This window comes from Erwinia sp. ErVv1, from assembly GCF_900068895.1.
In the GTDB taxonomy this organism is placed as follows: domain Bacteria; phylum Pseudomonadota; class Gammaproteobacteria; order Enterobacterales; family Enterobacteriaceae; genus Erwinia.
The window spans coordinates 145,765-172,533 of sequence record NZ_CDPK01000006.1 but is presented as its reverse complement, the minus strand read 5'-3'; the positions used below and the strand labels follow the sequence as shown (position 1 = coordinate 172,533).

The 26,769-nt window shown below is 56.1% G+C and carries 27 protein-coding genes, 3 tRNA genes and 2 pseudogenes; 20 read left to right on the top strand and 12 right to left on the bottom strand.

What is annotated here, in order from left to right; translation table 11 throughout:
- Positions 1–668 precede the first annotated feature (668 nt).
- The 5 genes from A1830_RS11350 to A1830_RS11330 all read right to left on the bottom strand — a co-directional run bounded on the left by A1830_RS11350 (position 669) and on the right by A1830_RS11330 (position 5,823).
- A complete protein-coding gene (locus A1830_RS11350; RefSeq protein ID WP_067705822.1) occupies positions 669–1,895 on the bottom strand; it encodes an L-lactate MFS transporter in 1,227 nt (408 codons plus the stop codon).
- A 144-nt stretch (positions 1,896–2,039) separates the two neighbouring features.
- On the bottom strand, positions 2,040–3,311 hold the full coding sequence (locus tag A1830_RS11345) for a mechanosensitive ion channel family protein (RefSeq protein ID WP_067705905.1): 1,272 nt from the start codon (positions 3,309–3,311) through the stop codon (positions 2,040–2,042).
- Positions 3,312–3,462: 151 nt separating this feature from the next.
- The gene (locus A1830_RS11340) at positions 3,463–5,103 is read right to left on the bottom strand and encodes an NAD-dependent malic enzyme (RefSeq protein WP_067705820.1); all 1,641 of its coding nucleotides are present in this window, start codon (positions 5,101–5,103) and stop codon (positions 3,463–3,465) included.
- Between the two features lie 177 nt (positions 5,104–5,280).
- Positions 5,281–5,493, bottom strand: a complete 213-nt coding sequence (locus A1830_RS11335; protein WP_067705819.1) for a hypothetical protein — start codon at positions 5,491–5,493, stop codon at positions 5,281–5,283.
- Between the two features lie 114 nt (positions 5,494–5,607).
- Positions 5,608–5,823 (bottom strand): hypothetical protein, encoded by a 216-nt coding sequence (locus tag A1830_RS11330; protein WP_067705817.1) that lies wholly within the window; start codon positions 5,821–5,823, stop codon positions 5,608–5,610.
- Positions 5,824–5,987: 164 nt separating this feature from the next.
- On the opposite strand from A1830_RS11330, the gene A1830_RS11325 reads away from it, so the two are divergent.
- From A1830_RS11325 to A1830_RS11315, 3 genes are all read left to right on the top strand, one after another.
- Complete coding sequence (locus tag A1830_RS11325) at positions 5,988–6,725, top strand: YoaK family protein (protein WP_067705815.1); 738 nt, start codon at positions 5,988–5,990, stop codon at positions 6,723–6,725.
- Between the two features lie 157 nt (positions 6,726–6,882).
- A complete protein-coding gene (locus tag A1830_RS11320; protein ID WP_067705814.1) occupies positions 6,883–7,161 on the top strand; it encodes a cupin domain-containing protein in 279 nt (92 codons plus the stop codon).
- Positions 7,161–7,460: a hypothetical protein gene (locus A1830_RS11315; RefSeq protein WP_067705812.1), complete on the top strand. Its 300-nt coding sequence runs from the start codon at positions 7,161–7,163 to the stop codon at positions 7,458–7,460. The genes A1830_RS11320 and A1830_RS11315 overlap by 1 nt, the downstream gene beginning before the upstream one ends.
- A 57-nt stretch (positions 7,461–7,517) precedes the next feature.
- On the opposite strand, the gene A1830_RS11310 is transcribed toward A1830_RS11315, so the two are convergent.
- The gene (locus tag A1830_RS11310) at positions 7,518–8,249 is read right to left on the bottom strand and encodes an SDR family NAD(P)-dependent oxidoreductase (RefSeq protein WP_067705810.1); all 732 of its coding nucleotides are present in this window, start codon (positions 8,247–8,249) and stop codon (positions 7,518–7,520) included.
- Between the two features lie 99 nt (positions 8,250–8,348).
- Here A1830_RS11310 and A1830_RS11305 point away from each other — a divergent pair, with 99 nt between their 5' ends.
- From A1830_RS11305 to A1830_RS23340, 3 genes are all read left to right on the top strand, one after another.
- A complete protein-coding gene (locus tag A1830_RS11305; protein ID WP_067705809.1) occupies positions 8,349–8,750 on the top strand; it encodes a winged helix-turn-helix transcriptional regulator in 402 nt (133 codons plus the stop codon).
- Between the two features lie 447 nt (positions 8,751–9,197).
- Positions 9,198–9,503 carry a lysozyme family protein gene (locus A1830_RS11300; protein ID WP_067705808.1) on the top strand — a complete coding sequence of 102 codons (306 nt, stop codon included), beginning with the start codon at positions 9,198–9,200 and terminating at the stop codon, positions 9,501–9,503.
- Complete coding sequence (locus A1830_RS23340) at positions 9,500–9,679, top strand: hypothetical protein (protein WP_067705806.1); 180 nt, start codon at positions 9,500–9,502, stop codon at positions 9,677–9,679. The genes A1830_RS11300 and A1830_RS23340 overlap by 4 nt, the downstream gene beginning before the upstream one ends.
- 433 nt (positions 9,680–10,112) lie before the next feature.
- Here the strand turns inward: A1830_RS23340 and A1830_RS11285 are convergent.
- The 4 genes from A1830_RS11285 to A1830_RS11270 form a co-directional block, all read right to left on the bottom strand.
- A tRNA-Arg gene (locus A1830_RS11285) sits at positions 10,113–10,187 on the bottom strand.
- A 74-nt stretch (positions 10,188–10,261) separates the two neighbouring features.
- A tRNA-Gly gene (locus tag A1830_RS11280) sits at positions 10,262–10,335 on the bottom strand.
- Between the two features lies 1 nt (position 10,336).
- Positions 10,337–10,412, bottom strand: a tRNA-Lys gene (locus A1830_RS11275).
- Between the two features lie 441 nt (positions 10,413–10,853).
- Positions 10,854–11,717, bottom strand: coding sequence for a formate/nitrite transporter family protein (locus A1830_RS11270; RefSeq protein ID WP_231877614.1), 864 nt, complete (start codon positions 11,715–11,717; stop codon positions 10,854–10,856).
- Between the two features lie 251 nt (positions 11,718–11,968).
- Here A1830_RS11270 and ccmA point away from each other — a divergent pair, with 251 nt between their 5' ends.
- The 10 genes and pseudogenes from ccmA (at position 11,969) to mlaA (ending at position 19,823) form a co-directional block, all read left to right on the top strand.
- Positions 11,969–12,586, top strand: a complete 618-nt coding sequence (ccmA, locus tag A1830_RS11265) for a cytochrome c biogenesis heme-transporting ATPase CcmA (RefSeq protein ID WP_067705804.1) — start codon at positions 11,969–11,971, stop codon at positions 12,584–12,586.
- Positions 12,586–13,245: a heme exporter protein CcmB gene (gene ccmB, locus A1830_RS11260; protein ID WP_067705802.1), complete on the top strand. Its 660-nt coding sequence runs from the start codon at positions 12,586–12,588 to the stop codon at positions 13,243–13,245. Before ccmA ends, ccmB begins: the two co-directional genes overlap by 1 nt.
- Positions 13,246–13,302: 57 nt before the next feature.
- On the top strand, positions 13,303–14,046 hold the full coding sequence (locus tag A1830_RS11255; RefSeq protein ID WP_067705801.1) for a heme ABC transporter permease: 744 nt from the start codon (positions 13,303–13,305) through the stop codon (positions 14,044–14,046).
- Entirely contained in the window at positions 14,043–14,276 is a 234-nt protein-coding gene (gene ccmD, locus A1830_RS11250) for a heme exporter protein CcmD (protein WP_067705800.1), read from the top strand. Before A1830_RS11255 ends, ccmD begins: the two co-directional genes overlap by 4 nt.
- Complete coding sequence (gene ccmE, locus A1830_RS11245) at positions 14,273–14,764, top strand: cytochrome c maturation protein CcmE (protein ID WP_067705798.1); 492 nt, start codon at positions 14,273–14,275, stop codon at positions 14,762–14,764. The genes ccmD and ccmE overlap by 4 nt, the downstream gene beginning before the upstream one ends.
- Positions 14,761–16,807: pseudogene (locus A1830_RS11240) on the top strand (heme lyase CcmF/NrfE family subunit). The gene ccmE and the pseudogene A1830_RS11240 overlap by 4 nt, the downstream one beginning before the upstream one ends.
- Positions 16,804–17,358: a DsbE family thiol:disulfide interchange protein gene (locus A1830_RS11235; RefSeq protein ID WP_067705796.1), complete on the top strand. Its 555-nt coding sequence runs from the start codon at positions 16,804–16,806 to the stop codon at positions 17,356–17,358. The pseudogene A1830_RS11240 and the gene A1830_RS11235 overlap by 4 nt, the downstream one beginning before the upstream one ends.
- Positions 17,355–17,816, top strand: coding sequence for a cytochrome c-type biogenesis protein (locus tag A1830_RS11230; RefSeq protein ID WP_067705794.1), 462 nt, complete (start codon positions 17,355–17,357; stop codon positions 17,814–17,816). Before A1830_RS11235 ends, A1830_RS11230 begins: the two co-directional genes overlap by 4 nt.
- Complete coding sequence (gene ccmI, locus A1830_RS11225) at positions 17,813–19,024, top strand: c-type cytochrome biogenesis protein CcmI (RefSeq protein WP_067705791.1); 1,212 nt, start codon at positions 17,813–17,815, stop codon at positions 19,022–19,024. Before A1830_RS11230 ends, ccmI begins: the two co-directional genes overlap by 4 nt.
- Before the next feature lie 37 nt (positions 19,025–19,061).
- On the top strand, positions 19,062–19,823 hold the full coding sequence (gene mlaA, locus A1830_RS11220; protein WP_067705789.1) for a phospholipid-binding lipoprotein MlaA: 762 nt from the start codon (positions 19,062–19,064) through the stop codon (positions 19,821–19,823).
- A gap of 188 nt (positions 19,824–20,011) precedes the next feature.
- On the opposite strand, the gene fadL is transcribed toward mlaA, so the two are convergent.
- Positions 20,012–21,295, bottom strand: coding sequence for a long-chain fatty acid transporter FadL (gene fadL, locus A1830_RS11215; RefSeq protein WP_067705786.1), 1,284 nt, complete (start codon positions 21,293–21,295; stop codon positions 20,012–20,014).
- Positions 21,296–21,665: 370 nt separating this feature from the next.
- Here fadL and A1830_RS11210 point away from each other — a divergent pair, with 370 nt between their 5' ends.
- The 4 genes from A1830_RS11210 (at position 21,666) to sixA (ending at position 26,249) form a co-directional block, all read left to right on the top strand.
- Positions 21,666–21,962, top strand: coding sequence for a YfcZ/YiiS family protein (locus A1830_RS11210; protein ID WP_073981001.1), 297 nt, complete (start codon positions 21,666–21,668; stop codon positions 21,960–21,962).
- 164 nt (positions 21,963–22,126) lie between these two features.
- On the top strand, positions 22,127–23,437 hold the full coding sequence (gene fadI / locus A1830_RS11205; protein ID WP_067705784.1) for an acetyl-CoA C-acyltransferase FadI: 1,311 nt from the start codon (positions 22,127–22,129) through the stop codon (positions 23,435–23,437).
- Entirely contained in the window at positions 23,437–25,596 is a 2,160-nt protein-coding gene (fadJ, locus tag A1830_RS11200; RefSeq protein WP_067705781.1) for a fatty acid oxidation complex subunit alpha FadJ, read from the top strand. The genes fadI and fadJ overlap by 1 nt, the downstream gene beginning before the upstream one ends.
- Positions 25,597–25,766: 170 nt before the next feature.
- Positions 25,767–26,249: a phosphohistidine phosphatase SixA gene (gene sixA, locus A1830_RS21450; protein WP_073981000.1), complete on the top strand. Its 483-nt coding sequence runs from the start codon at positions 25,767–25,769 to the stop codon at positions 26,247–26,249.
- A gap of 24 nt (positions 26,250–26,273) precedes the next feature.
- On the opposite strand, the pseudogene smrB reads toward sixA, so the two are convergent.
- A pseudogene (gene smrB, locus A1830_RS11195) lies at positions 26,274–26,744 on the bottom strand (endonuclease SmrB); the annotation flags it as partial.
- Positions 26,745–26,769 lie beyond the last annotated feature (25 nt).

Here is a 26,769-nt window from a genome sequence, read left to right as displayed (position 1 = left end):
GGGTGGGGCCCGGTGACAGGCAATCCGCAGCGCTGAGCGCAGAGAGGAAGACCCGGATGGGCCAGCAGGGATGCTGGCACAAGGGCATGCCGGGACAGGGATGTCGCGTCATGCCCGGTCCGAAAGGTCGACGAACGGAGCGAAGGAACCGCGCAACGCACGGCGCGAGGACCGCCAGGCACCGGGCCCCATCCGTTGGCGAATGCAACAGGCCTTTAGCTAACCAGGCCCCATTGGCAATGGCACTGAGCCTTTACCGGGCAAGGCACCATCCGCTGGCGACAACACTGAGCCTTTAGCGCACTGTGCACAAGCCCAGGCTACGGCCCTGAGGCTTTGGCAAGGAGGTTGTCTTATTTGCAGAGTTCTCTTTGCTTTAAACCTGCCAAAGAATCGCCTGTAACCCCCGAAACCGCCNTGGCAAGGAGGTTGTCTTATTTGCAGAGTTCTCTTTGCTTTAAACCTGCCAAAGAATCGCCTGTAACCCCCGAAACCGCCGTTACCCGCAGCTAACACAATGTAAATGGAGCCAGCGGGTGGGGCCCGGTGACAGGCAATCCGCAACGACGAGCGGAGCGAAGGCACCGCGCCACGCGCGGCGTGAGGACCGCCAAACACCGGGCACCACTTGTAGGCGATACCCCGGACCTTTGCCGCACACGATCTTCTCAGGCATGCTGAAGATGGCTCTTTTTATCAGCAGGACGATGTGGCAATCGAATTGAGGCTGACAAAACCAGCGAAATAACCAGCAGCGCCATAATCAGACTAAAAGTCACGACAAACCCGCCAAACAGGGAGGCGATCAGCGAACCCAACACGCTCCCAATCCCAAAGCCCAGATAAATCAGCCCGTAGTTTTTAGTCAGATTATTCAGGCCAAAGAAATCGCTCACCAGCGAAGGATAAACGGTAATGGTCCCGCCAAAACTGAAGGCGACACAGGCAATGGCGATAAAAAAGGTCAGCTCGTTCATCTGACTGAACAGCATAATCGCCATTCCCGCCAGCGAAACCACCTGTGCCAGCGTAATCACCCGGATACGCGGCATTTTATCGGAAAGAATACCGAGAATCAGGCGACCGCTCAGGTTGGCAACCGCAATCACCGTCACCGCGTTGGCCGCCGTTTGTAATGAGAGATGTACCAGCCCTTCGCCGATATCTTTCGCAATGCCAATCACGTACAGCCCGCTCATACAGGCGGTCAGGAACATCAGCGCCAGCATCCAGTACTGCGGTAAACGCACGGCTTCTGCCAGGGAAAAGTCACGCGCCCGACTGATTTCACCCGGCCTGGCCGCAGGCTGTTGTGGGGCGTCTTTCATCAGCAACGCGCCGAGGATAATCATCACCATTGCCAGTCCGCCCCAAATAACAAAGGTCGTCTCCAGGCTGTTAATACTCAACAGATAGCTACAGATAAATTTAAACCCAAGGCTGCCCAGACCGTAGGCACCTATGGCACAGGCGGAAATCATCCCTTTGCGCTCTGGAAACCATTTTACGCAGTTTGAAAGCGTCATCAGATAGCCCGCGCCGTCGGCCAGACCCACTAACACCCCCGCGCTGAGATACAGCATAAAGAGATTGTTAGCGTGAGCGGTCATATAAAAACCCACCGCCATCAGCACGCCAGAACCGATGGCCACCCGGCGTACGCCGAAACGCTCCTGAAGCTTTCCCGCCAGCGAAGAGGCGATGGCCAGCCCCAGGCTCAGCAGGCCAAACGAGAAAGCCACCTGGCTGATTGGCGCATCCAGCTTGTGGGACAGCTGGCCATTAAACAGGCTCCAGGTATAGACTGAACCCAGAGCAAACTGAGTGATCACCGTACCGATCAGGGTTAGCCAGCGGGTACGATTAACGCGGGTGTTGACGGGGGATGTGCTCATGGAAAACTCCCGATGAAAGTTTAATAAATTGAGCACAGAATATGTCGGGTCTTTCGCGCGCGGGCTGATTAAGGCATGAACTGCCGCCCGCGCGGAATGAAATGCCTCTCACAGGGTATGAAAGGTAGCCTGAACCGCAGTTCGTTAGCGATCCGCCTGGATAGCATTATCCTGTTCCGTCAGCCGCAGCTGTCGCAGATCGTTGCCAGTAGGCGTTTGATGAACGCGCAGGCCAAATTCAGGCAGTACGGCAAAGATATGATCGAAAATATCAGCCTGGATATTTTCATACTCCAGCCAGGCGGTGGTATTGGTGAACATGTAAATCTCTATCGGCAGGCCCGAAGGACCCGGCGCCAGCTGGCGTACCATCAGGGTCATCTCCTTATGGCTGCGCGGATGCGCCCTGAGCCAGGCTTCCAGCCAGGCGCGGAAGGTGCCGACATTGGTCATCCTGCGGCCATTAAGCGGCGTGGTGAGATCGCAATTCAGCCGGGCATTATAGTTTTCCACTTCCTCACCTTTGCCTTCCAGATAAGGCGTCAGCAGCTGGGCACGTTTCAGGCTGGCCACTTCGTCCTCGCTCAGAAAATGGATGCTGGTGGTATCAATATTAATGCTGCGCTTGATGCGGCGTCCGCCGGATTCTGACATCGGACGCCAGTTTTTAAATGAATCTGATATCAACACGTAGGTAGGAAGCGTCGTGACGGTCTTATCCCAGTTGCGAACCTTAACCGTGGTCAGACCGATATCCACCACGTCGCCGTCTGCGCCATATTTTGGCATCTCCAGCCAGTCGCCAATTTTCAACATATCGTTGGCTGACAGCTGGATCCCGGCCACTAAACCGAGAATGGGGTCCTTAAATACCAGCATCAGTACGGCGGTCATGGCACCCAGCCCGGTCAGCAGCACCAGCGGGGATTTACCAATTAGCACTGAGATAATCATCAGCACAACCAGCAGCGCGGCAATCAGTTTCAGGCTTTGAAAAATACCGCGAAGGGGGAGCTGGCTGGCAATGGCCTGTCGCTGCGTTACCTCAAGAAGCACATCCAGCAGCGAGAAAAACATCAGCAGGCTGAACGTCATCATCCATACCTGGCTGAACACCACCAGCACGGTATGCAGCGGCTCAATGCCCTGCAGGAAAAGTGCAATTTGCAGCTGGAGCAGGATCCCCTGGAGGAGCAGGGCTGAACGGCTGAGCAGTTTCTTATCAATAAACGATCGTGGCCACTGCTTTGACGACTTCCCGGCCAGCCTGCGGAGGGGAGGAATAACGCCCTGATGCAGCAGGCCGTGTACGAGCAGGGAGATCAGCAGGATAATGCCGAGCAGGGCGAATACAGCGATAAAAGAGGCGTAGGGCAGATCAAAGGCGCTGAGCCATTGTGTCAGGTAGTCATGCATAACGTTATCATCCTTGTTAAATTCATCGTCCAGCCATGCTGCGCCAGGTCGTCGAACCTGACGCATGAAGGGCATAAAATCAACTATATCAACAGCTCGTCCGCAGGATATCGCGAATTGCGTATCCCGATCAAATCAGTGCGATGCGCATTTACTCGTAACCGGGCTTGTAGCTCAGCTTATCAAGCCAGCGGGGGATATCATCGGGCTCTTCCACCCCCGCCAGATCGTTATCAAACAGATAGCGCACCAGATGGCGGGCGATAGCCTTTTCCGTTTTCAGTATCCCGGCCTGTGAAGGGTAGAGCATTCCCCGATCGCGATCTTTTTTACTAACCTGCTGCGCACAGGCGCGGGCTGCCTCTATAAACAGCCGATCGTCAATACGCCTGGGGCGCGCCGCGTACACCGCCAGGCTGACCGCCGGAAAAATATAAAAGTTATTGGCCTGACCCGGATAGCGCGTTTCACCCTGTACGTTTTCCTCACCGAACTGCACACCCGCGGCATAGAGCGCTTTGCCCTTGGTCCACTGATAGGCCTGTTTTGCGGTGCATTCAGCGTTATCTGTCGGATTGGAAAGTGGGAAGATAATCGGCCGATCGTTCAGCTTACTCATGGTTTTAACCACCTTCTCGGTGAACAGCCCCCCCTGCGTACTGACGCCGATAAGCACCGTAGGTTTAACCGCTTCCACCACTTTTTGCAGATCGGACTGGGGTTCAGCCTTCCGGGCAAAGGTCTTCTGTTCAGCAGAGAGTTTTTTACGCCCCGTCTCAATCAGCCCGTCCTTATCGAACAGCGTGATTGCCCGGCGAGCCTCTTCCCGCTCTGCGCCTTCCAGCACCATCGCCTCAACCAGCATATTAGCGATGCCCGTTCCAGCGGAGCCAGCACCGGCAAAGAGCACGCGCTGCTGTGACAGCTTGCCGCCAGTGGTTTTCAGGGCCGTAATCAGGCCAGCCAGCACCACGCTTGCCGTACCCTGAATATCGTCGTTATAAACCAGGGCCCGACTCTGATAGCGTTGTAGATAGCGCACCGCATCACTGCCTTTCCAGTCCTCAAAGTGAATACAGCAGCCGGGGAAGACGCTCTCCACCGCCGCGACAAACTCATCCAGCAGCTCATCCAGCGCTTTTTGCGCAAGGGGGGCTTTACGCAGGCCGGTATAAAGTGGGTCACCCGTCAGCTTTTTATTGCTGGTGCCAATGTCCAGGTGGACAGGCAGCAGGCCCTCTGGCGGGACGGCGGCGCAGGCGGTGTAGAGCTGGAGCTTTCCCACCGGGATAGGCGCACCGTTAGCACCGATGTCGCCCAGTCCTAAAATCCGGCCACCAGAGGTTACACAGATAAAACGAACGTCCTTTTGCGGCCAGTTGCGCAGCACCTCAGCCAGCCGGCCTTTCATTTCACGCGTCAGATACATCCCCTTCGGCTGGCGATAAATATGGCCGTACTTAAGACAGGCATCCGCAATGGTGGGATCGTAAACCAGGGGAATAAAGGTGACGGGATCGGACATCAGCGTGGCATAAAACAGCGTTTCATTGCGATTCGCCAGCTCCTGCAAGCAGATATATTTTTCGATGTCGTTAGGCTTGCCGTCGAGGTGCTCTTTAACGCGCTGGATCTGGGTTTGCAAACTGTCCACGATGGGCGGCAGCAGCCCTTCCAGTCGGTGTTTTTTACGATCTGCTTCGCTAAAGGCCGTACCTTTATTTTGCTGTGCTGAAGAGAGTGGCAAAGGGGAAACGGCTGCGGGCTTATCTTCTCTGGCGTGTGACGACATAATGGTTACTCCTTACGAGTCCTGAACGTGGAAACTGAGCACGAGGTCTTGTTTTAATAAGGAGTAAGCCTGGTCGAAAACATTTAGCGGGGCGGCAGGTTAATGTAACAAAATCCGAAATCTGCATTCTGGCACATTGCGCAGGCGGCGATGATTATGGAAAGAATAGCCAGAAAATCAGTTCTGAATGTAGCTGCGGATCGCCTCGGCGATGGCTTTATTGCCGTGTCGTTCATCGCGGTGTTCAGTATCATCCGCTACCTTGAGCAGGTATTTATTCAGCTTGCCACCGGTAGGCACGTTGCCGTAAGCAATCAGCATCTGCACGATATGACGCAGGGCAAGTACCTCAACGGTGAGGCGTTCAACAATAGGATCTTTGTCTGGCATAGGGACTCCACAACGGGCGTGATTAACTTTCCCTCAGTGTAAGTGTGCGGTGAGCAATCAATCAGCGGAGTAGCGGGGTATTTATCGCCTATCTCTCCCTCCGACTAATCGTACCTAAAAGAGGGGAGGGTTAATGCCTAAGGTCTCGAGGTACAGGCTGACGTACCAGAAAGCACAATAGAATGCCACAAAGGGTAAAATGAGCACGATAAGGGCCAGCCCGAAACTGGCGTCACCCTCGCGGGAAAGCCTGACCAGGAAAATAATAAAACAGACGATAAAAAGCAAAATAAACAGAATAGCTAAAATGGGCAGCAGGGTAAGCAGCATAATTGAATATCCTTATCATTGAGCATTTACCTCTCCACAGGCAGGAAGCTTACTAAATTAAGGTCGACCGCATTGCCCTTTTTTCTGGCGCGATTAAGTAACTTGAGTTTCCCATTGGTTGGGCAGAAAATAATGCATCCCTTTCTCCACGCACAGAAATTAGCATGTTGATTCGTACCGATGAAGCCAGAACGCTCATTACTGACAGCTGGCTGGCCTGTCTGCTGGCCGCCGTTGCCGGTGCGCTTAATACGGTGGCGTTTGAAATCGTAGGATTTTTCGCTGCCAACATGACCGGTAACGTCTCTTCCCTTTCCGATAATCTGGCCCGGTTCAGGTGGAACGGCGGCATATTCTTCCTGTCCATCGTACTGTTTTTTATTTTTGGCGCTTTACTCTCCACGCTGATTATCAATGCCGGACGGCGCAGAGGCCTGCGCGGCATCTATGCTTTCGTTATTGTTATTGAAGCGCTGGCGCTAATGGTGCTTGGCGTGGCTGAGCTGAGCTTCACCCTGCCAGGGGCGGTGCTCATTTTGGCCCTGAGCCTGCTGATGGGGCTGCAAAACGCCGTGGTAACGAGGATTTCGAATGCCCGCGTCAGAACGACGCACGTCTCCGGCACGGCAACCGATATTGGTATTGAAATGGCGATGCTGATTGATATCCTGCGGCGGCAGGAGTCCCCCAGTGAAGCCACGGCATATCTCGATCGGTTAAAGCTCCATGCGCTGACGATAGCGGGATTTCTGGTCGGGGGGATCGTTGGTATCTGGGCCTGGAGCCTGCTGGGGTATGCTTTTCTGATTGTCGCCGGATGCGTACTGATGGTGATGTCCCTGCTTTCGCTGCATCATGCCAAAGCGCGCTATTCCGCTGCGGCGAGCGGTACGTTGAAATAGCCCCTGGCGGTGCCTGCGACAGGGGGCTGCGGGCGGCTATGCGCGGCCGGTTAGCAGCAAAGGCGAGAGGGCGCGCGCCGACAAGCCCGGTATAAATTGAAAGTGTGTGGGCAGTCAGGCTATCTTAGCGGAATACCTGTGTTTATCCGGAGTGACCATGCAGCAGGAAGAATTCGTAAAACAGCTGGCTGAGCAGGGTTTTGACACGCCGGTGGTGGTGGAGCGCGAACCCAACGGCAGGCTGGAGCATCACGCGCATCCCTTTGAAGCGAAAGCGCTGATTCTGGCGGGTGAGATAACCATTCTTAGTCAGAGCGGGGAAAAAACCTGGCGTGTGGGCGAGGTGTTTCATCTCCAGCGCGATGAGCCCCATTCCGAATTCTTTGGACCTGAGGGCGTTCGTTACCTCTCCGGCAGAAAGAGCGCGCGGCCCTGATGATGAAAAAAGTATGGTTAGTTTTATGCCTGATAATGACGGTTGCCGGGTGTACCGCCTCCGTTGGCCAGGATTTCGACGATGCGCGGCTTAACAAAATCCACAAGGGCACGACCACGAGGCAGGAAATGATTGCGCTTTTTGGTCAGCCCACCTCGGAAACCCCATACCCCGAGGGGCACCAAATCCTGATGTGGACCTGGAGTCAGGCAAGGGCAAGGGACACGACCGAGGGTAAGACGCTGACCGTACAGATGGAAAATAATAAAGTCAGAAACTATGCGGTGAGCAAGTCGTAAGGGGCGCGCCTCAGCCATCCGGGGATGGCTGAGAAACAGATCATTATCCGTTAGCGTTTAAACCTGCGTCAGGCCGCCATCCACACAAATTTCAGCGCCTGCAATATAGCTACTTTCATCGCTTGCCAGAAACAGCGCGGCGTTGGCCACTTCTTCAGGCCTGCCCATGCGGCTCAAGGGGATCGCGCTAATTATTTCCTTGCGCAACTCTTCGGAGGCGGCCTGCATCATTTCCGTATCAACAGGGCCGGGAGCCACCACATTGATTCGGATACCGCGCGAAGAGAGCTCGCGTGTCCAGGTCCGGGCAAAGGATCGCAGGGCCGCTTTGCTGGCGCTGTAAACGCCGTAACCCTCGGTACCCAGCACATCAGCAATGGAACCAATCAGGATAACGCTTGCGCCGGGATTAAGCAGCGGCAGCGCGGCCTGCAACGCAAAAACGGCCGCCCGCACATTCAGACTAAAAATCTGGTCAAAATGCGACGGACTTATATCATCAATCGTGGCATAGTCCGTCATCCCGGCATTAATCACCAACGCATCGATCCGGAATGATTCAGCCTTTACCGTATCCATAATGCGTATCAGCTCGCTCTGCTGACTGACGTCGGCCTGCAACGGGTTCGATTTACCCGATATCTTCAGGCCTGCCGCCTGCAACTCTTCGTCACGACGCGATGTGAACCAGGTCGTTGCGCCTTCGCTGGCAAAACGCTGGCTGATGGCCAGGCCAATTCCTTTAGCGCCGCCCAGTATTACAGCGACTTTATTTTCCAGTCTGCTCATCTGATCTCTCCTCTTTGGGTGGAGAGGGAAGGGTATATATATTATATTTAATATCAATTACGCACTTTGTTTATATCAGGTATCCCGGAGTATATTGCCATGGCACATCCAGACGCTAACGTATTGAGAGACGTAGGGAAAACCCGCCCGGTACTGGAACATATCACCAATAAATGGTCGATTTTAATTCTCACGGTGCTCTGTTCCAGGCCTTCCCGCTTTAATGAAATCCGTCGTCGGTTGGATGGGATCACCCATAAAGCGCTGGCAGATGCGCTGAAGCGACTCGAACGTAATGGCCTGGTGATCCGCGAAGTTCTTCCCACATCCCCGGTTGGGGTTGAATACAGCCTCACGCCGCTGGCACAAACGTTACAACAGCCGTTTATCGCGCTGTATGACTGGGCGCTGGAACATGGAGCGGCACTGGATAAAGCCCAGGCAGCGTATGACCTGACCCATGCGGGTGAAAGTGAGGAAGAGACCGAACCCCCCACGTAAAAAGGGTGCGGGTTTCGCCAGTCAGGATGTCTCGTGACCGTATACTGATATCGTAGGCAGAAATTACACTCCTGCGCTAATGCCCTGCGCTTATATTCCCGGCTTAACGTGCATCCCTGGGCTAATTCCTTTTGCCAGCATCGAACGCGCCCTATTATGATTACCGCGAGCTTGCGCCCGCGCTATGTTTTGATGGGAAGTGTTTTTCCTGTGGTTTCGCGCCGTCGATTTGGATTTCGAAGAACAGTATATATGGCAAAAGGATGGAACCAGGTATCAAAAATGTCTATCAATTGCATTTGCTTAGGCAGAGCATAGCAGGGTATTGGTGAAGGCGATTTTCTCTGGCAATGAAGGGTTTTAGAGTTTTTAGAACGTCTGGGAAGTGCAGCTGCTCACCTTAAAAGTCGACAGGCTGAGCAGTTTGTCAGGGTATACGGGCCACTCATGGGCGAAATCACCCATCAGCAACAAATTCATCTCTTCGAGATCGCCTATAAAACAAAACTGAGTGAGGCTCGTAGTTTTTACAGCCGGGTGGCAAAATCCATATCCAATGCTCCTGCCTGGTATGCTCTGGACATAAAAATCAGAGATGTGGTGGTCGATATTTTTTATCAGGGTGTTCATAACGCGCCCGCATTGATACGGGCCGCGATTACTGGGAAAAACGCCCTGGCAGAACACATTAAAAACGATCCTGTGTATATGAGCTATGAAGGTCACAGAAAAAGATTGGGGTATTTACGATGAAAAAATACGTGATTACACTGCTGTTGGCTTGTTCGGCACTTCCTCTTACTGCCAATGCTGCCCTGTCATGGGGAGCTGAGCGTAATATCTGTTTTAAGCAAGAGAAAACGATTCCCATGGCCTATGACTGCCTTGCGAAAAAAAGGATGACAGCGACAGGAAGCTCGACGCTCTAATTTCGGAAACGGATAAACGGATCAAGGCGAACAACATTGGTCCATTTAATGGCAAAGAGGACGCTAAAGAAACCTCTGGCGATGTTTACAGCAGGAGATTTCTGGAAGCGCAGGAGAAATGGAAACAGTACCGACAGGAGTTGTGTCTTGCGGTTGCCCCTGAGATTGATGAAGATGCCTATGATTATCAGTCCTACCGCGAACAGTGCGAGATCAACCTCAATAAGCGGCATATGGATGAAATCAACCTGATGGGGCTTCCGCCCGTTAGTTGAGGGCGTAGCAGTGTGGAGAATGTTCCCATTTGAGGTGCCCAGTCATATGCAGGCTGAGTTTCAGAAACGGACGTTGCCAGGTATGCACTGCATTAATTAGAGATGAACAGATTATTTCCTGTAGTGACATCAGTAGAGGATGAAGGCGAGGTACTGAATGGTGTCCCCTGCAGGAATCGAACCTGCAACTAGCCCTTAGGAGGGGCTCGTTATATCCATTTAACTAAGGAGACGCGGTACAAGATGGCGACATACTCTTCGCCAGGGGCAGTATCTTAGCGTAACTGCTCGCTTTTTTTCAAGCAGTTGGAGCGGCCAGCGGGAATCGAACCCGCGTCATCAGCTTGGGAAGCTGAGGTAATGCCATTATACGATGGCCGCCTGGTGGGTCGTGCAGGGTTCGAACCTGCGACCAATTGATTAAGAGTCAACTGCTCTACCAGCTGAGCTAACGACCCAGAGCGACAGGGATAGTATCATAAAATTTGACGCTAATGTTGAGGAATATCAAATATCTGAGCTGGGGCAAAAACAGGACGCTTAGGTGCTGTTTTTTTCAGCGGCGGCTTTATATGTTTCAGTCGAGATTATCTGAATTCTCTTTACGCATGCTTACTTGCGCTGGATCAATATCTCATGGCTCGCCGCGTTCTAATGTAAATCCACGTAAACAAGGGGCACCCTTGCTGTGTGAGAGAGAGGAACAGGCTATGTCACTGAAATTTTCAATTGGGTTGATCCTGCTGGTATGGCTGGGATACGTGCTGTTTGCGAGCTCATTTTACGTTAAAACCTTCGCACTTTTTAACTGAGCCTCTGCAAAGAAGGGGTAGCGCGCTGCGTCCAGCGGCTCCCCTTTGAGTCATGACAACGTTTTGTTGCTCATAGTGCCTGAGTCATTACGACGTTTTATTGCTCATATCGTTGCGGATTTGCGCATGGCTTATCAGCGCAAAGATAAAGGTGCCGCCGATGATGTTTCCCGCCAGAGTGGGCAGGGCGAATGGCCAGAGGAATTCCTTCCAGCTGATAATGCCGTTAAACACCAGAAAAAGCGTTTCGACGGAACCGACCACGATATGCGTAAAGTCGCCTATCGCTACCAGCCACGTCATCAGCACAATAATCCAGAGCTTTGCCGTGCCCGCTGAAGGGAACATCCAGACCATCGTGGCGATAATCCAGCCTGAAGCGATCGCTTTAGCAAACATCTCGCCTGGTGAGTTTTCCATCACCTTCTGACTGAGGCCGATAAATGCCGTGCGCGTGGCCTCATCGAAAATGGGCATATGCATAAAGGCCAGCGCAGCCACCGCCGTCCCAATCAGGTTACCGCCCAGCACGATGCCCCACAAACGCAACAGCAGCAGAAAATTGCGGCCGGTCGGTTTATGCATTATCGGCAGCACGGCGGTCACGGTGTTCTCCGTAAACAGCTGCTGACGCGCCATGATGACGATAATAAAGCCAAAGGTATATCCGAAGTTCTCCAGTAAAAAGGCGCCTGGGACCCCCTCGAAATGAAGGTGGAAGATCCCTTTCGCCATCAGCGAGGCCCCCATCGACAGGCCCGCTGCAACGGCGGAAAACAGCAGCGCTAAGCCATCGCGCTCCAGCTCTTTTTCACCTTCCTGTCGAATTTGCTCATGCACCGCCGCTGCGCGCGAGGGCAGGGCCTCTTCATTCACCTCAATCTCTTCGCCGCTCTCACTCTCTTTGCTGTCAACTTCAACATCACTTTTTTTATTGGTTTTGTCGTTCACTTGGCTGCTCCTGTCGGCCCTGATACATAATGTGCCTGATAAGCGTAGCGGGTTTCCCGGCAGGCGGAATGTAACGGTATTTAATGATAAGGGTAACAAAGCTTTAACCATGCGGTATTTTTCATCATATTCCCTGTTTTTTGCGGGCATAATGCGCATGCCATGGGTATGAGACGTACGTCGTGAGACTGCGATGCCATGATTTCCTGTGGTACTATTTCATTCAACATTCACGAGTGCGACGTAATTTGATGCTGGAAGCCCACAATCTCACCTGCGTTCGAGATGAACGTACGCTGTTTAGCGATCTTAGTTTTACCGTTTCAGCGGGCGACATCGTGCAGATTGAAGGCGCTAACGGCGCGGGAAAAACCTCGCTGCTCCGCATCCTCGCAGGCCTGAGCCGGGCTGAGCAGGGCGATGTGCGCTGGCATCAACATCCTGTTCATCGCCAGCGTGAGCGCTATCATGCGGATTTGCTCTACCTCGGCCATCAGCCCGGCGTGAAGTCGGTATTGACCGCCTTTGAGAACCTGCGTTTTTTTCACCCCGCCCATTCGGCAGAGGCCCTGCTGGCGGCACTGGATGAGGTCGAACTGACGGGATACGAAGAGGTGGCGGTGGGCCTGATGTCGGCAGGGCAGCAGCGCCGCGTGGCGCTGGCCAGGCTATGGCTGAGTCCCTCGCCGCTGTGGATCCTGGATGAGCCGCTGACCGCGATTGATGTCTCCGGGGTAAATAAGCTGACGGGGCTGTTTGAGCGCCATGCGGCGGCCGGCGGCCTGGTCATTCTGACGACCCATCAGCATCTGCCCGCGTCGCATCGCACGGTTCGCAAACTCTCACTGACCTCTGCGGAGGTAACCTGATGTTCTGGCGCGTGCTAAAGCGTGAGCTGCGTATTGCCTTTCGCAGCGGCGCTGAAATCATTAATCCGCTGTGGTTTTTCCTGATCGTCATCACCCTGTTTCCGCTGGGTATCGGGCCGGAACCCCAGCTGCTGGCGCGTATTGCCCCGGGCATCGTCTGGGTCGCGGCGCTACTCTCTTCGCTGCTGGCGCTGGAGCGTCTGTTCCGCGATGACTTTGTCGATGGATCGCTGGAACAGCTGCTGCTGCTGCCCGCCCCGCTGCCGATAACGGTATTAGGGAAAGTGGCCGCTCACTGGGTGGTGACCGGACTGCCGCTGTTGCTGCTCTCTCCGCTGGCTGCGCTGCTGCTCTCGCTCGACTTTGCCCGCTGGCGCGCCATTGCGCTGACGCTGCTATTGGGTACGCCAACGCTGAGCCTGCTGGGCGCGATAGGCGTGGGGCTGACGGTCGGTTTACGACGCGGCGGCGTTCTGCTTAGCCTGCTGGTGCTGCCGCTGGCGGTGCCGGTACTGATTTTTGCCAGTGCAGCGATAGACGCGGCGGGACAGGGTTTACCGATTGACGGATTCCTGGCGATTCTGGGCGCCATGCTGGTCGCCAGCATTACGCTGGCGCCTTTTGCCACCGCAGCCGCGCTGCGCGTAAGCGTGCACTAACCGTATTTTTATAAAAAACACCAGAACGCTTTTTCTTTGAATGTGAGCAAAATAATAATGTGGAAATGGTTACATCAACAGGGCAAGCCTGACCGGCTCTACGGGTTATGCGGCCGGCTGTTCCCCTGGTTTGCCGTACTGGGGGTTGCCTCGCTCGGTTTAGGCTGGATATGGGGCTTCGGCTTCGCGCCCGCCGACTATCAGCAGGGCGACAGCTACCGCATCATGTATATCCACGTGCCCGCCGCGATGTGGTCGATGGGCATCTACGCCTCAATGGCCATCGCCGCGTTTGTCGGTCTGGTATGGCAGTGGAAAATGGCCGACCTGACGGCAGCGGCGATGGCGCCGGTTGGCGCGGTGTTCACCTTTATTGCGCTGGTTACCGGTTCGGCCTGGGGAAAGCCGATGTGGGGCACCTGGTGGATCTGGGATGCACGGCTGACCTCCGAACTGGTACTGCTGTTTCTCTATATGGGCGTGATTGCCCTGTCGAATGCCTTTGACGATCGTCGTATGGCCGGGCGGGCAGCGGGAATTTTGATCCTGGTGGGCGTGGTTAACCTGCCAATCATTCACTATTCAGTACAGTGGTGGAATACCCTGCACCAGGGCTCCTCCGGCATACTCCAGCAGGCCATTGACCCCAGTATGCGTACGCCGCTGCGCTGGTCGATTCTCGGTTATCTGCTGCTGTTTATCTCCCTGACGCTGATGCGTTTACGTAATCTGCTGCTCTTTACCGAGCGTCATCGCCCGTGGGTGGCTGACGTGGTGGCAAAAGGAGGGCAAAAACGATGACCCCCGCATTTTCATCCTGGCCGGCGTTCTTCGCCATGGGCGGCTATGCCTTCTACGTCTGGCTGGCCGTCGCCTGTACCCTGCTCGCGCTGGGCGGGCTCGTGCTGCACACCTTGCTACAGCGCCGCTGGCTGCTGGCCGATATTCGTAAGCGCCAGTCGCGCGAACGCCGCGTCCGTGCGGCAAAAAGTCAAAAAGCCGCCGGTGAAGCGGCAGGAGATCAACCGTGAATACCCGTCGTAAAAATCGCCTGGTGGTGGTGGTGGCGATCCTGGTCGGCCTTGGACTTGCCACTTCGCTGGTGATGTACGCGCTGCGTTCCAACATCGACCTTTTTTATACCCCCAGTGAAATACTGAATGGGAAAGGAGAGGAGCACAGCAAACCCGAACCGGGCCAGCGTCTGCGCGTCGGGGGAATGGTGATGCCAGGCAGCGTGAAGCGCGATCCGAATACGCTACAGGTCTCGTTCAAACTGTACGACGGTAACGGCGTGATTAGCGTGACCTATTTGGGGATCCTGCCCGACCTGTTCCGTGAAGGGCAGGGCGTGGTAGCACAGGGGGTGCTGGAGAAGGGCAACCTGGTGAATGCCAAAGAGGTGCTGGCGAAGCACGATGAGAAATACACGCCGCCGGAAATTGAGGATGCAATGAAAAAGAACCATAAAAGCCCGGCCACGGCCTGGCAGACAGCCGCAGCGGAAGGCCAGTCATGATGCCGGAAATCGGCAGTTTCCTGCTCTGTCTGGCGCTGGCCCTTTCGCTGCTGCTGAGCATCTACCCCCTGTGGGGCGCGGCGCGTCAGGACGTCCGCCTTATGGGGCTGGCGCGGCCGCTCAGCTATGCGCTGTTCGCCTGCATTGCCGCCGCCTTTATGATTTTGGTTCATGCCTTCGTCGTAAATGATTTCAGCGTGGCCTACGTGGCGGCCAACTCTAACACGCTGTTGCCGGTTTACTACCGGGTGGCGGCCACCTGGGGGGCGCACGAGGGATCGCTGCTGCTGTGGCTGCTGCTGCTCAGTACCTGGACGCTGTTAGTCGCGCTGTTCAGCCGGACCATGCCGCAGGATGCTATCGCTCGCGTACTGGCGGTGATGGGGATGATCAACCTTGGCTTTCTGCTGTTTATCACCCTGACTTCAAATCCCTTTACCCGCACGCTGCCTGATTTCCCCATTGACGGCAGCGACCTTAACCCAATGTTGCAGGATATCGGCCTGATCTTTCACCCGCCGCTGCTCTATATGGGCTACGTCGGCTTCTCGGTGGCGTTTGCCTTTGCTATCGCCTCGCTGATGGCGGGCAGACTCNATCTTTCCCCCGCCGCTGCTCTATATGGGCTACGTCGGCTTCTCGGTGGCGTTTGCCTTTGCTATCGCCTCGCTGATGGCGGGCAGACTCGACACCGCCTGGGCGCGCTGGTCGCGTCCCTGGACCACCGCCGCGTGGGTATTTCTGACCATGGGTATCGTCCTGGGGTCGGCGTGGGCCTATTACGAACTGGGCTGGGGCGGCTGGTGGTTCTGGGATCCGGTGGAAAATGCCTCCTTTATGCCGTGGCTGGCCGGGACGGCACTGATCCACTCCCTGGCGGTGACCGAAAAGCGCGGCACCTTTAAGGCGTGGACCGTGCTGCTGGCCATTACCGCCTTTTCCCTTAGCCTGTTGGGTACCTTCCTGGTGCGATCCGGCGTGCTGATTTCGGTGCATTCCTTTGCCTCCGATCCCGCCCGCGGCATGTTTATTCTCGCTTTCCTGGTAATCGTCATTGGCAGTTCACTCCTGCTCTACGCGATTAAGGGCAGCAAGGTGCGCAGCCGGGTGCAGAATGAAGTGTGGTCGCGCGAGTCATTCCTGCTCGGTAATAACGTGCTGCTGATCGCCGCGATGCTGGTGGTGCTGCTGGGAACGCTGCTGCCGCTGGTGCATAAGCAGCTCGGACTGGGCAGCATTTCGATAGGGGAACCCTTCTTTAACAGCCTGTTTACCCTGCTGATGGCCCCGCTGGCCCTGATGCTCGGCGTGGGTCCGCTGGTGCGCTGGCGGCGTGACCAGCCGCAAAAGCTGTGGAAAAGGCTGGGCATTGCCGTGGCTGGTACGCTGGTGCTGTCGATTCTGCTGCCGTGGCTGATGCAGGATCGCATTGAGGCGATGGCCGTCGTCGGCCTGCTGATGGCGGTGTGGGTCATTTTCCTGACCCTGATGGAGCTGCACGAACGGGCGACGCATCGCCACCGCTTTTTTGCCGGGCTGCGTCATCTCTCCCGCAGCCACTGGGGCATGGTGCTCGGCCATCTTGGCGTGGCGGTCACCGTTATCGGTATCGCCTTCAGCCAGAACTACAGCGTGGAACGCGATGTGCGGATGCGGCCTGGGGATACCGTGGATATTCACGATTATCACTTCACCTTCCGCGATGTACAGAAGATACAGGGGCCAAACTATACCGGCGGCGCGGGCATTATCGACGTAACCCGTCAGGGACATCACGAGGCGACGCTACAGGCGGAGAAACGCTACTACAGCGTGGCGCACACCATGATGACTGAAGCAGCGATTAGCGGCGGACTGACCCGCGATCTCTACGCTGCGCTGGGTGAAGAGCTGGATGACGGCTCCTGGGCGGTGCGCATCTATTACAAACCTTTTGTGCGCTGGATTTGGTTCGGCGGGGTATTTATGGCGGTTGGCGGCATTTTCTGCCTGCTCGACCCGCGCTATCGCTCACGCCGGAAGGCCGAAAGGGAGGCGACATGAATAAGAAGATACTTTACCTGCCGCTGGTGCTGTTTCTGCTGGTGGCCGCTGCGCTGATGTGGCAGCTGACGCGCAACGCCAACGGTGACGATCCCACGCTGCTGGAGTCCGCGCTGGTGGGCAAGCCGGTGCCGGTCTTTAAGCTGGAATCGCTTAACCAGCCGGGGACAACCTACGATCGCACGGTGCTGACCGACGGCAAACCCGTGCTGCTTAACGTTTGGGCGACATGGTGTCCCACCTGCCGTGCAGAGCATCAGTATCTCAATGTACTGGCCGCACAGGGCGTGCGGGTAGTGGGTCTGAACTATAAGGACGATCGCGGTAAGGCGATTAACTGGCTGAATACGCTGGGTAATCCTTACGCGCTAAGCCTGTATGACGGCGACGGTATGCTAGGGCTGGATTTGGGCGTTTATGGCGCCCCTGAAACCTTTTTGATTGATGGCAAAGGGATTATCCGCTACCGCCACGCGGGGGATATGAATGCCGACGTCTGGGCGAAGGAAGTGAAGCCGCTTTGGGATAAATACAGCAGGGAAGGTGTATGAAACGTTTTTTACTGATCGTGATAAGCCTGATTAGCCTGAGCGCGCTGGCCGGTAATATTGATACCTACCAATTCGCCTCGGTGGCACAGGAGCAGCAGTATCGCCATTTGACCGAATCGCTGCGCTGCCCGAAATGTCAGAACAACAGCATTGCCGACTCGAATGCAATGATCGCTGGCGATATGCGGCTGAAGGTTTACGAGCTGCTGCAGGCGGGGCAGAGCCCGGCGCAGGTCAGGCAGTATATGGTGGCGCGCTACGGCAACTTCGTGACCTACGACCCGCCGGTGATGCCGTCCACGCTGATCCTCTGGGCGGGCCCGGTACTGTTTGTGATTATTGGCGCGCTGGTGATTATTCTGCGTAGCAGGAAGCGCCAGCTTACCGCCCCGCCACTGGATGATGCCGGGCAGAAGCGACTGGATGCGCTGTTGAAGAACAATGGGAAGCAATCATGAGTGCATTCTTACTAACCCTGCTGGTGCTGCTAATCGCGGCCTGCGGCCTGGTGCTGATTGCCGGTGGACGCAGGCATCCACCCCTGGCGGCGGAGCGCGATGCGCTAAATACGCGTTTTTACCGCCAGCGCCTGCGTGAGCTGGAAGAGGATGAAGCCCAGGGCGTGGTGGGTGAACGCGCGGAGATGATCCGTGAGCTGCAGCAAACGCTGCTGCTGGATATACCTGAGGATGAGCAGATCCACGCGCGCACCCTGAGCCGCTGGGTGCTGCTGCCTGGGATCCTGTTATTAATTGTCGTGACTCTGGGTTTTTATTTTAAAACCGGCGGCTTTGCCCAGGTGATGTCATGGCAGCAGGCACAGCTCGACCTGCCTGCGCTACGCGCCCAGGTGATGGATCCTAACGCCGAGCCTCTGAGTATGGACCAGCTGGCGCGGCTCGGGCTGGGGATCCGCACCTCACTGCAGAGCGATCCCAGGAACGTGAATGACTGGCTGATGCTGGGGCGTATTGGCATGGTGCTGAATAACGCGGCTACGGCGACACAGGCTTTCCAGCATGCGATGCAGCTTGCGCCGGATAACCCCGAGGTCAAACTGAGCTATGCTGATGTCCTGACGCGGTCGCAGGATCCGCAGAATCTCCGCCAGGCGGCGCAGATGCTGAGTGAAATGGCTAAGCAGGACGGGACGAATCTGCGGATTCTCAGTCTGTTAGCATTTAATGCTTTTGCCCGACAGGATTACGACCAGGCCATAGCAGAATGGCAAAAGATGTTACAATTGTTACCGGCTGACGATAAACGGTCGGACACAATACGGCGCAGCATTGAGCAGGCCCGCACCGATGCGGGCAGGCAGACAAGCCGACTGGCGCTCAACGTCACCCTGGCGCCGGAGGCAGAAAAAATGTTACCGGAAGGCGGAGTGTTGTATATTTCCGTTTCCGATGGTGTTTCTCCCGTCCCCGTGGCGGTAAAAAAAATGCCGTTAAGCCATTTTCCACTTACGCTGACGCTGGACGACAGCAATGCCATGATGCCGGAACGCCTGCTTTCCGCGCAGCATCAGGTTCTGGTTCGGGTGCGTATCTCACGCGATGGCAGTGCCAACCCACAGGCCGGAGACTGGTTCGGTACCAGCGCAGTAACGCCGTTTGACGGGCATCAGCAGCTGTCGATTGCGATTGATCGGCAGCAGAAGTAACCGCAGGCGTTTGACTTCAGACTACAGGAAAAGAGATATGAGCTACCGTGTGACGGGTATCGCGCTGGCGAGCGTACTGCTGATAGGGTGCGCCAGCTCCCAGACGGCGGATGAGCCGCAGGGACGATCCGATCCGCTGGAAGGGTTTAACCGGTCAATGTTTAACTTTAACTATAACGTTCTGGACCCTTATGTGGTGCGCCCCGTTGCCGTTGCGTGGCGTGATTACGTGCCGATCCCGGCACGTACCGGTCTGAGCAACTTCCTCGGCAACCTCAGTGAACCTTCCACGATGGTGAACTATTTTGTTGAGGGTAAGCCCTATAAAGCGATGATCCACTTCAACCGCTTCTTCCTGAATACCGTGCTGGGGCTGGGTGGATTTATCGACGTCGCGGGGATGGCTAATCCCAAACTTGCTAAGGAAGAGCCGCGCCGTTTCGGCAGCACGCTGGGTAACTATGGTGTGGGCTACGGGCCATACGTGGAAGTCCCCGGTTACGGCAGCTTCACTCCGCGTGAAGACGCCGGTGGACTGGTGGATGATCTCTACGCACCGCTTAGCTGGCTGACCTGGTGGTTGTCAGCAGGGAAGTGGGCGCTGGAAGGGGTAGAAACCCGAGCTCAGCTGCTGGACTCCGATGCGATCCTGCGCAACTCTAACGATCCTTACGCCTTCGTGCGCGCAGCATATTTCCAGCGCCACGATTTCCTGGCCAGCGACGGTAAGCTGATCCCGCAGGAAAATCCGAACGCCTCGGCGATTCAGGGCGATCTCAACGATATCGACGCTAACTAAACCCTCCCGCACAGCGGCAGTGGAACGGCAGAGGAAACTCCCCGACCGTTCCTTGTCGCGCCCGTATTGACGGATTGCCTGAACCGCGCATCGGTGAAGGTCCCACTTTAAATTGACGCACGTTGAGCACAGGAGCAGGGGAGAAGCGCGTTCTCCCCCCGACTGACTTCGTCTGTTGAAAGGTTAAATCAGAACTTGTAGTTAAAGTTTGCGCCGTACAGCCAGGCTTTGCCGGTAGAGTTGAAGGTGTAAGGCCCTTCTTCAACCGTGACGTGCTGGCCATGCATATAGGAGACGCCAACGTCGACAGAGGCATCCTGCGTGAAGGCGTAGGAGGCACCCGCGCTCAGCCACAGGCGATCCTGATCGGGAATGGAGATTGAACGCTTATCGGCAGGAACCGGGCTGTCATCAAAGGCAATACCGGTGCGGAACGTCCAGTTCTCGTCGTAGAAGTAGGAGGTGCCCAGCGCGATACGGTAAGCATCTTTGAAACCTTCATCTTTATAGAACAGCGTTTGGCCGCCGTTGCCGGTCGCTTTCAACTGCTGGAACTGGCTCCAGCTGGTATAAGCCAGACTGTAGTGGACGGCCCATTGCGGGGCGACTTTATGATAGCCGGAGACTTCCCACATTTCCGGCAAATCCAGGCTCAGCGAGCCGGGAATGGTATTGCCGTTGGTGCCGTAAGGCAGGCCGAGATTCAGCGCCTGATTAATGGGATTGAGATAGCCCGGCACGCTGCTCTTGTAGTCGCCATCAAAATCGACTTTCACTTCAGAACGATAGGTAAAGCCAAAGCGGTTATCCTTATCCACTTCATAAAGAATGCCTGCGTTCCAGCCATAGCCCCACTCATCCCCTTTTAAGCGGGCGATCTGCGTATCCGCAGGGAGTCCAAGCGCTGAACCGGTTTCACCCGCATAGCGCTCAATTTTGGCACGGGCATAAACGGCATCAAAGCCCACGCCGAAGCTGAAATGTTCATTCAGACGATAAGCCGTGCTTAAATTAAGATTAACGGTCTGTAAATCGGTTTTACCGGCGTAGGGTCCTGCCGTGTAATCGCTATTATATTCCGTTGCCAGACCATAATTGGACGTAGCGGAGGCGCCGAGCCACCAGCTATCGTTGAGCGGCTGAACATAATGAATATTCGGCACCCACTGGGTGGGGGCAATATTATTGGCATTCAGGCTGCGGCCCGTGGGGCTATTACCGTCAACCGAGACATCAGGGTCAATAAATACCGCACCGACGGAAAACATGGGCCGATCCATCAGCGCCATTGTGGCGGGGTTACGGCTGGCAGAGGCGGCGGTATCCCCCATTGCGCCTTCACCAGAATAGGCGCGTCCCAGACCAATAGCGGAAAACTCGTTAAGCTGAAAGCCGGCTGCTGAAACATTTGACGAGATAATTGCGACTGCCACCGCAAGAGAAGACTTATTAAACAGGGATTTATGGTTCATGACCACAACCTCATTATCGGGATTTTTTATTAAGCTCTGTTACATATCGTAACAGGGGATCGCGAATTGTAGGGGCTGATATACGGCTCACAAATCAGACCAGTTCCACAGTATAGGTCCGACCTGTGTCTAAGTAGCAATATTGTTTTATAAATATTGCAGAAATGATCATAAAAAAGAGATCTCTATTACAAATACCGCCAGATAACGTTTCAGGCCGCGTCAGTTTGCGTTAGATCAAATTTAACTGTGATTTTCATCACTAAACGCCGTTAATTCAGGCTGGCGTCAGACAAGCCTGAAAGAGAGGCGTAAACTCGGCGCAGACAATTAATAACGCGCTGCCCTGAGGCAGATAACTGGAGATCCTATGACGCATTCCATTAATAAATGCAGCGCCAATGAAACCGCGGCCTGCTGTTGTGTTGACGTTGGCACTATCATGGATAACACCGACTGCACGGCAAGCTGGAGTCAGCTGTATAACGATCAACAGCAGGCCGCTGCTATGCTGGCCAAGCTGACGGAAAAAGCCCGCAGCATTGAATCCGAACCCTGTGTTATCACCAGCCGCTATAGCGAAGCGCCAGAGGGCGTGCGCCTGGACGCAGACTTTACCTTTAGCTGCCAGGCTGAAACCATGATCTTCCAGCTCGGCCTGCGTTAAGTTCTTCGTGCCGGTGAGCGGCTGTCGCCTGCTCACCGGGGCACAAAGCGTGTGTTTCCTCTCATTTTTATCCCTCCCTCCGTGCACCTTGTAAAATCCTTGTTAACATTAGAGGTCTGACCTCTTTGGCAATGATGCCCGCGACCCTTTAACAGGTGATAAGAATGAGCAAAGCGCTACCTTTGCTAACGCGCAGCGGCGATCGCATCGCCATTACTCACGGATTACGCACTCCCTTTGCCCGGCAGGCGACCGCGCTTCACGGCATTCCCGCCGTGGCGCTGGGCCAGATGCTGATTAGCGAACTGCTCGCGCGCAGCGACTTTCCTCCCGAGGTAATTGAGCTGCTGGTTTTTGGTCAGGTGGTGCAGATGCCGGAGGCACCCAACATTGCGCGGGAAATCGTCCTCGGCACCGGGATGAGCGTCCATACCGACGCCTGGAGCGTCAGCCGCGCCTGTGCGACCAGCTTTCAGGCGGTAGCCAGCGTCGCGGAAAGCCTGATGGTTGGGCATATTCAGGCGGGTATTGCGGGCGGAGCCGATTCCTCTTCGGTCCTGCCCATCGGCGTAAGCAAAAAGCTGGGCAGGGTGCTGGTGGACCTCAGCAAGGCCAGGCACTTTTCGCAAAAAATGAAGCTAATCAGCCAGCTCCGGCCGCGCGATTTGCTGCCCGTTCCACCCGCCGTAGCGGAATACTCTACCGGACTGCGGATGGGCGATACCGCCGAACAGATGGCAAAAAGCCATGCGATTACCCGCGAGCAGCAGGATGCGCTGGCGCATCGCTCACATCAGCGAGCGGCGCAGGCATGGCAGGAGGGCAGGCTGAGCGATGAGGTGATGACCGCCTGTGTACCGCCCTGGCACGCTCCGTTTGCGCAGGACAATAATGTGCGGTTGAATTCAAGCCTTGCAGATTATGCAAAGCTGCGGCCTGCTTTCGATCGCCGCCACGGCACGGTGACCGCCGCTAACAGCACGCCGCTCACCGACGGTGCCGCCGCGGTGGTACTGATGAGCGAATCGCGGGCAAAATCGCTGGGCATTACACCGCTTGGCTACCTGCGCAGCTATGCCTTTACCGCTATTGATGTGCGCCACGACATGCTACTGGGACCGGCCTGGGCCTCACCGCTGGCGCTGGATCGCGCAGGCGTTACCCTCGGCGATCTGACGCTGATTGATATGCACGAAGCCTTTGCCGCACAGACGCTGGCCAATTTAAAAATGTTTGCGGATCCGCATTTTGCCCGCGATATTCTGAACAGACCCCAGGCGCTGGGGGAAGTGGATGACGAAAAATTCAACGTGCTGGGCGGATCGATTGCCTATGGTCACCCTTTTGCGGCGACCGGTGCGCGGATGATCACCCAGACGCTCAATGAGCTGCGCAGACGCGGAGGCGGCCTGGGGCTGGTCACCGCCTGTGCGGCCGGGGGCCTGGGTGCCGCAATGGTTCTGGAGGCAGAGTGATGGAAAATCCAACGGCGTTCACGCTAACCATGCGCACCGACAACGTGGCGGTGATCGCTCTGGACGTTCCCGGCGAGAAGGTGAATACGCTCAGGGCGGAGTTTGCCAGCCAAATCCGCGAGGTTATTGGCCGTGCCCGCCAAAATCCGCAGCTGGCCGGGATAGTACTTATTTCAGGTAAGCCGGACTCGTTTATCGCCGGGGCCGATATTGCAATGATCGCCGGATGTAAAACGGGGGGAGAGGCGGAAACGCTGGCGCGGGAAGGGCAAAAGGTGATGGCGGAGATTGCCGCGCTGCCGGTGCCGATGGTGGCAGCGATCCACGGCGCCTGCCTCGGGGGCGGTCTTGAACTGGCGCTGGCCTGCAATCAGCGCGTCTGCACCCTGGATGATAAAACCCGCCTTGGCCTGCCGGAGGTTCAGCTGGGCCTGCTACCCGGATCGGGCGGCACGCAGCGGCTACCCCGGCTTGTCGGCACTTCCGCCGCGCTGGATCTGATCCTTAGCGGCAAAACCCTGCGTGCCCGTCAGGCGCTGAAAATGGGGCTGGTGGATGAGGCGGTGCCGCAGTCTGTCCTGCTGGATACTGCGGTAAATCGGGTGTTGCAGGGGAGGACGCTGAAAAAGGCGCTGCCGCTGCGCCAGCGGCTGCTTAATGCGCCTGCCGGGCGGGCCTTACTTTTTGCCATCGCCGGCAGACAGATCCGGGCCAAAACCCGGGGTAACTATCCGGCCACCGACAAAATCCTCTCCGTGGTGCGTATCGGCCTGCAGCACGGCAGCGGTAGCGGCTATGAGGCGGAAGCCAAAGCCTTTGGTCAGCTGGCGATGACGCCGGAGTCCGCCGCGCTGCGCAGTATTTTCTTCGCCACCAGCGAAATGAAAAAGGAGCCGGGAGCGGATGCGCAGCCTCATGAGATCGGCAGAGTCGGCGTACTGGGCGGTGGGCTGATGGGCGGCGGGATCGCCTGCGTCGTGGCCTCGCGCGGCAGGCTGCCGGTGCGTATCAAAGATATCAACGGCGCGGGCATCAACCACGCGATGAAATACAGCTGGGATCGCCTGACTAAACAGGTCAATCAGCGGCGAATCAGCCCGGCCGAGCGACAGCAGCAGATGGCGCTTATCACGGGCAGTACTGATTTCTCGGGGTTCTCCCGGCGTGACGTGGTGCTGGAGGCGGTGTTTGAAGCGCTGCCCCTGAAGCAGCAGATGGTCGCGGAGGTGGAGGCGCACTGCGGCCCGAAAACGATATTTGCCTCGAACACCTCCTCTATTCCCATCGGCGATATCGCCGCCGGGGCGCAGCGGCCGGAAAATATTATTGGCCTGCACTTTTTCAGCCCGGTTGACAAAATGCCGCTGGTTGAGGTGATCCCGCATGCGGGTACCGGTGCCGAAACGGTTGCCACTACCGTCGCGCTGGCGAAAAAACTGGGCAAAACGCCAATTGTTGTGGCGGATCGCGCGGGTTTCTACGTTAACCGCATTCTGGCGCCCTATATAAATGAAGCGCTGCACTGCCTGCTGTCAGGAGAGCCGATAGAGGCGATAGATAACGCGCTGGTGCAGTTTGGCTTTCCGGTCGGTCCGATCCAGCTCCTTGATGAGGTAGGCATTGATATCGGTACGCATATTCTGCCCATTTTGACCGAGGTATGGGGAGAGCGTTTCAGCGCGCCCGCAGCGGTAGAGGCAATCCTGAATGACGATCGTAAAGGTCGAAAAAATGGCCGGGGCTTCTATCTGTATGACGGCCGTCGGTTGAGCAGAAAAAAACGGGCCGATCCCGACATCTACAGGCTGCTTAACCTCACCCCCCGGGCACACCTCAGCCCTGAAAATATTGCCCAGCGCTGCGTGATGATGATGCTGAATGAAGCGGCGAGGACGCTGGATGAACAGGTGATCCGCTCTCCCCGCGATGGCGATATCGGCGCCCTGTTTGGCGTCGGCTTTCCACCCTTCCTGGGGGGGCCTTTCCGCTACATGGACAGGCTCGGTGCGGAAGAGGTGGTGCGGACCCTGGAGCGGTTGACACAGGTGCACGGTGAGCGATTTACCCCCTGCGAACGGCTGCGCGAAATGGCCCTGAGCCAGTCAAAATTCTGTCCTGACGGGAAGGATTTAAATAGCCATGCCGATTCAGCGGGTTAGATTTTTGCTCTCAGAAGGGGGATAATGGGGCTATTCTGCAAAGCGCTCATTTAGTAAACAATCGGTTGACTCGCATTAAGGCATTAGGGTACAACACAGCGTTCATTCACAGAATGAAGAGTCGGAGAGCTGTGTTTTCCGGCGTTTTTGTTTAACAACAGCGGTGCATTATGCAAGTTTTCATTATGCGTCACGGCGACGCGGCGCTCGATGCGGCCAGTGATTCAGTAAGACCTCTCACTCATTGCGGCTGCGATGAGTCACGCCAGATGGCTGTCTGGCTCAATGACCAGAAGGTGGATATTGAGCGGGTGCTGGTGAGTCCCTATTTACGCGCTCAGCAAACGCTGGCGACGGTGCGCGAGGCGCTGCCGCTGCCGGACGGGCAGGATGTGTTGCCGGAGCTGACGCCTGGCGGCGATCCGGCGCTGGTTGCCTGCTACCTTCAGGCATTAGCGAAAGAGGGCGTGCATTCCGCGCTGGTTATCTCCCATCTGCCGCTGGTGGGTTACCTCGTTTCCGAGCTTTGTCCCCAGGAAGCACCGCCCATGTTCGCCACCTCGGCTATCGCCTCCATTGAATACAATGCAGATAAAGACTGCGGAACGCTTGTCTGGCAGGTTAGCCCGTCCAAGCTGGCAAAAGCGATGTAGTCTTCGGCAGCCCCGCCCCGCNGCCTGGTGAAAGGCTGTGACCATCGGATGCTGCGCCAGCCACAGCGGCGTCTGCTGCTTAAGCACGTGTTTACCATGCCCATGCATCACGCTGGCACAAAAGATGTGCTCGCGGCGGCAGGCGGCAATCAGCGCGCCCAGCTCTGATTTAGCCTGCTTCTGCGTCAGCCCATGCAGATCCAGAAAAATCTCCGGCGTGTAATCACCCCGACGCAGCTTTTTCAGCTCGTAGTGGCTGACGTCGCTGCGTACATAACGCACCGGACCCTCTTCGGCCAGCAGCGGCTGGAACTCATCTGAAAAGTAGTGGCTGGCGTCAATTTGCTCTGACAGCAGGCGCCGCTGTGGTACCTCGCTTATCTTTTTGCGCACCGGCTTATGGACGATTGTATCCTGGGCCAGCTGACGCGTTCCAGTCATCAGCCCACGAAACAGGGCCAGGTCCTCGGTGCTGAGAGGTTTATTTTTACTCATTTTCTGCCGTAATCCCGCTGAGTTG

What these genes read in the sequence shown, in the direction of transcription:
- sixA (WP_073981000.1), top strand. Translation starts at nt 25,767, where the DNA reads ATGCAAGTTTTCATTATGCGTCACGGCGACGCGGCGCTCGATGCGGCC.
- A1830_RS11345 (WP_067705905.1), bottom strand. Translation starts at nt 3,311, where the DNA reads ATGCATGACTACCTGACACAATGGCTCAGCGCCTTTGATCTGCCCTAC.
- A1830_RS11335 (WP_067705819.1), bottom strand. Translation starts at nt 5,493, where the DNA reads ATGCCAGACAAAGATCCTATTGTTGAACGCCTCACCGTTGAGGTACTT.
- A1830_RS11305 (WP_067705809.1), top strand. Translation starts at nt 8,349, where the DNA reads ATGGCACATCCAGACGCTAACGTATTGAGAGACGTAGGGAAAACCCGC.
- A1830_RS11310 (WP_067705810.1), bottom strand. Translation starts at nt 8,249, where the DNA reads ATGAGCAGACTGGAAAATAAAGTCGCTGTAATACTGGGCGGCGCTAAA.
- ccmB (WP_067705802.1), top strand. Translation starts at nt 12,586, where the DNA reads ATGTTCTGGCGCGTGCTAAAGCGTGAGCTGCGTATTGCCTTTCGCAGC.
- A1830_RS11330 (WP_067705817.1), bottom strand. Translation starts at nt 5,823, where the DNA reads ATGCTGCTTACCCTGCTGCCCATTTTAGCTATTCTGTTTATTTTGCTT.
- ccmA (WP_067705804.1), top strand. Translation starts at nt 11,969, where the DNA reads ATGCTGGAAGCCCACAATCTCACCTGCGTTCGAGATGAACGTACGCTG.
- fadJ (WP_067705781.1), top strand. Translation starts at nt 23,437, where the DNA reads ATGGAAAATCCAACGGCGTTCACGCTAACCATGCGCACCGACAACGTG.
- A1830_RS11235 (WP_067705796.1), top strand. Translation starts at nt 16,804, where the DNA reads ATGAATAAGAAGATACTTTACCTGCCGCTGGTGCTGTTTCTGCTGGTG.
- A1830_RS11340 (WP_067705820.1), bottom strand. Translation starts at nt 5,103, where the DNA reads ATGTCGTCACACGCCAGAGAAGATAAGCCCGCAGCCGTTTCCCCTTTG.
- A1830_RS11230 (WP_067705794.1), top strand. Translation starts at nt 17,355, where the DNA reads ATGAAACGTTTTTTACTGATCGTGATAAGCCTGATTAGCCTGAGCGCG.
- A1830_RS23340 (WP_067705806.1), top strand. Translation starts at nt 9,500, where the DNA reads ATGAAAAAATACGTGATTACACTGCTGTTGGCTTGTTCGGCACTTCCT.
- mlaA (WP_067705789.1), top strand. Translation starts at nt 19,062, where the DNA reads ATGAGCTACCGTGTGACGGGTATCGCGCTGGCGAGCGTACTGCTGATA.
- A1830_RS11210 (WP_073981001.1), top strand. Translation starts at nt 21,666, where the DNA reads ATGACGCATTCCATTAATAAATGCAGCGCCAATGAAACCGCGGCCTGC.
- A1830_RS11325 (WP_067705815.1), top strand. Translation starts at nt 5,988, where the DNA reads ATGTTGATTCGTACCGATGAAGCCAGAACGCTCATTACTGACAGCTGG.
- A1830_RS11255 (WP_067705801.1), top strand. Translation starts at nt 13,303, where the DNA reads ATGTGGAAATGGTTACATCAACAGGGCAAGCCTGACCGGCTCTACGGG.
- A1830_RS11350 (WP_067705822.1), bottom strand. Translation starts at nt 1,895, where the DNA reads ATGAGCACATCCCCCGTCAACACCCGCGTTAATCGTACCCGCTGGCTA.
- fadL (WP_067705786.1), bottom strand. Translation starts at nt 21,295, where the DNA reads ATGAACCATAAATCCCTGTTTAATAAGTCTTCTCTTGCGGTGGCAGTC.
- A1830_RS11315 (WP_067705812.1), top strand. Translation starts at nt 7,161, where the DNA reads ATGATGAAAAAAGTATGGTTAGTTTTATGCCTGATAATGACGGTTGCC.
- ccmI (WP_067705791.1), top strand. Translation starts at nt 17,813, where the DNA reads ATGAGTGCATTCTTACTAACCCTGCTGGTGCTGCTAATCGCGGCCTGC.
- ccmD (WP_067705800.1), top strand. Translation starts at nt 14,043, where the DNA reads ATGACCCCCGCATTTTCATCCTGGCCGGCGTTCTTCGCCATGGGCGGC.
- fadI (WP_067705784.1), top strand. Translation starts at nt 22,127, where the DNA reads ATGAGCAAAGCGCTACCTTTGCTAACGCGCAGCGGCGATCGCATCGCC.
- A1830_RS11300 (WP_067705808.1), top strand. Translation starts at nt 9,198, where the DNA reads ATGGGCGAAATCACCCATCAGCAACAAATTCATCTCTTCGAGATCGCC.
- A1830_RS11320 (WP_067705814.1), top strand. Translation starts at nt 6,883, where the DNA reads ATGCAGCAGGAAGAATTCGTAAAACAGCTGGCTGAGCAGGGTTTTGAC.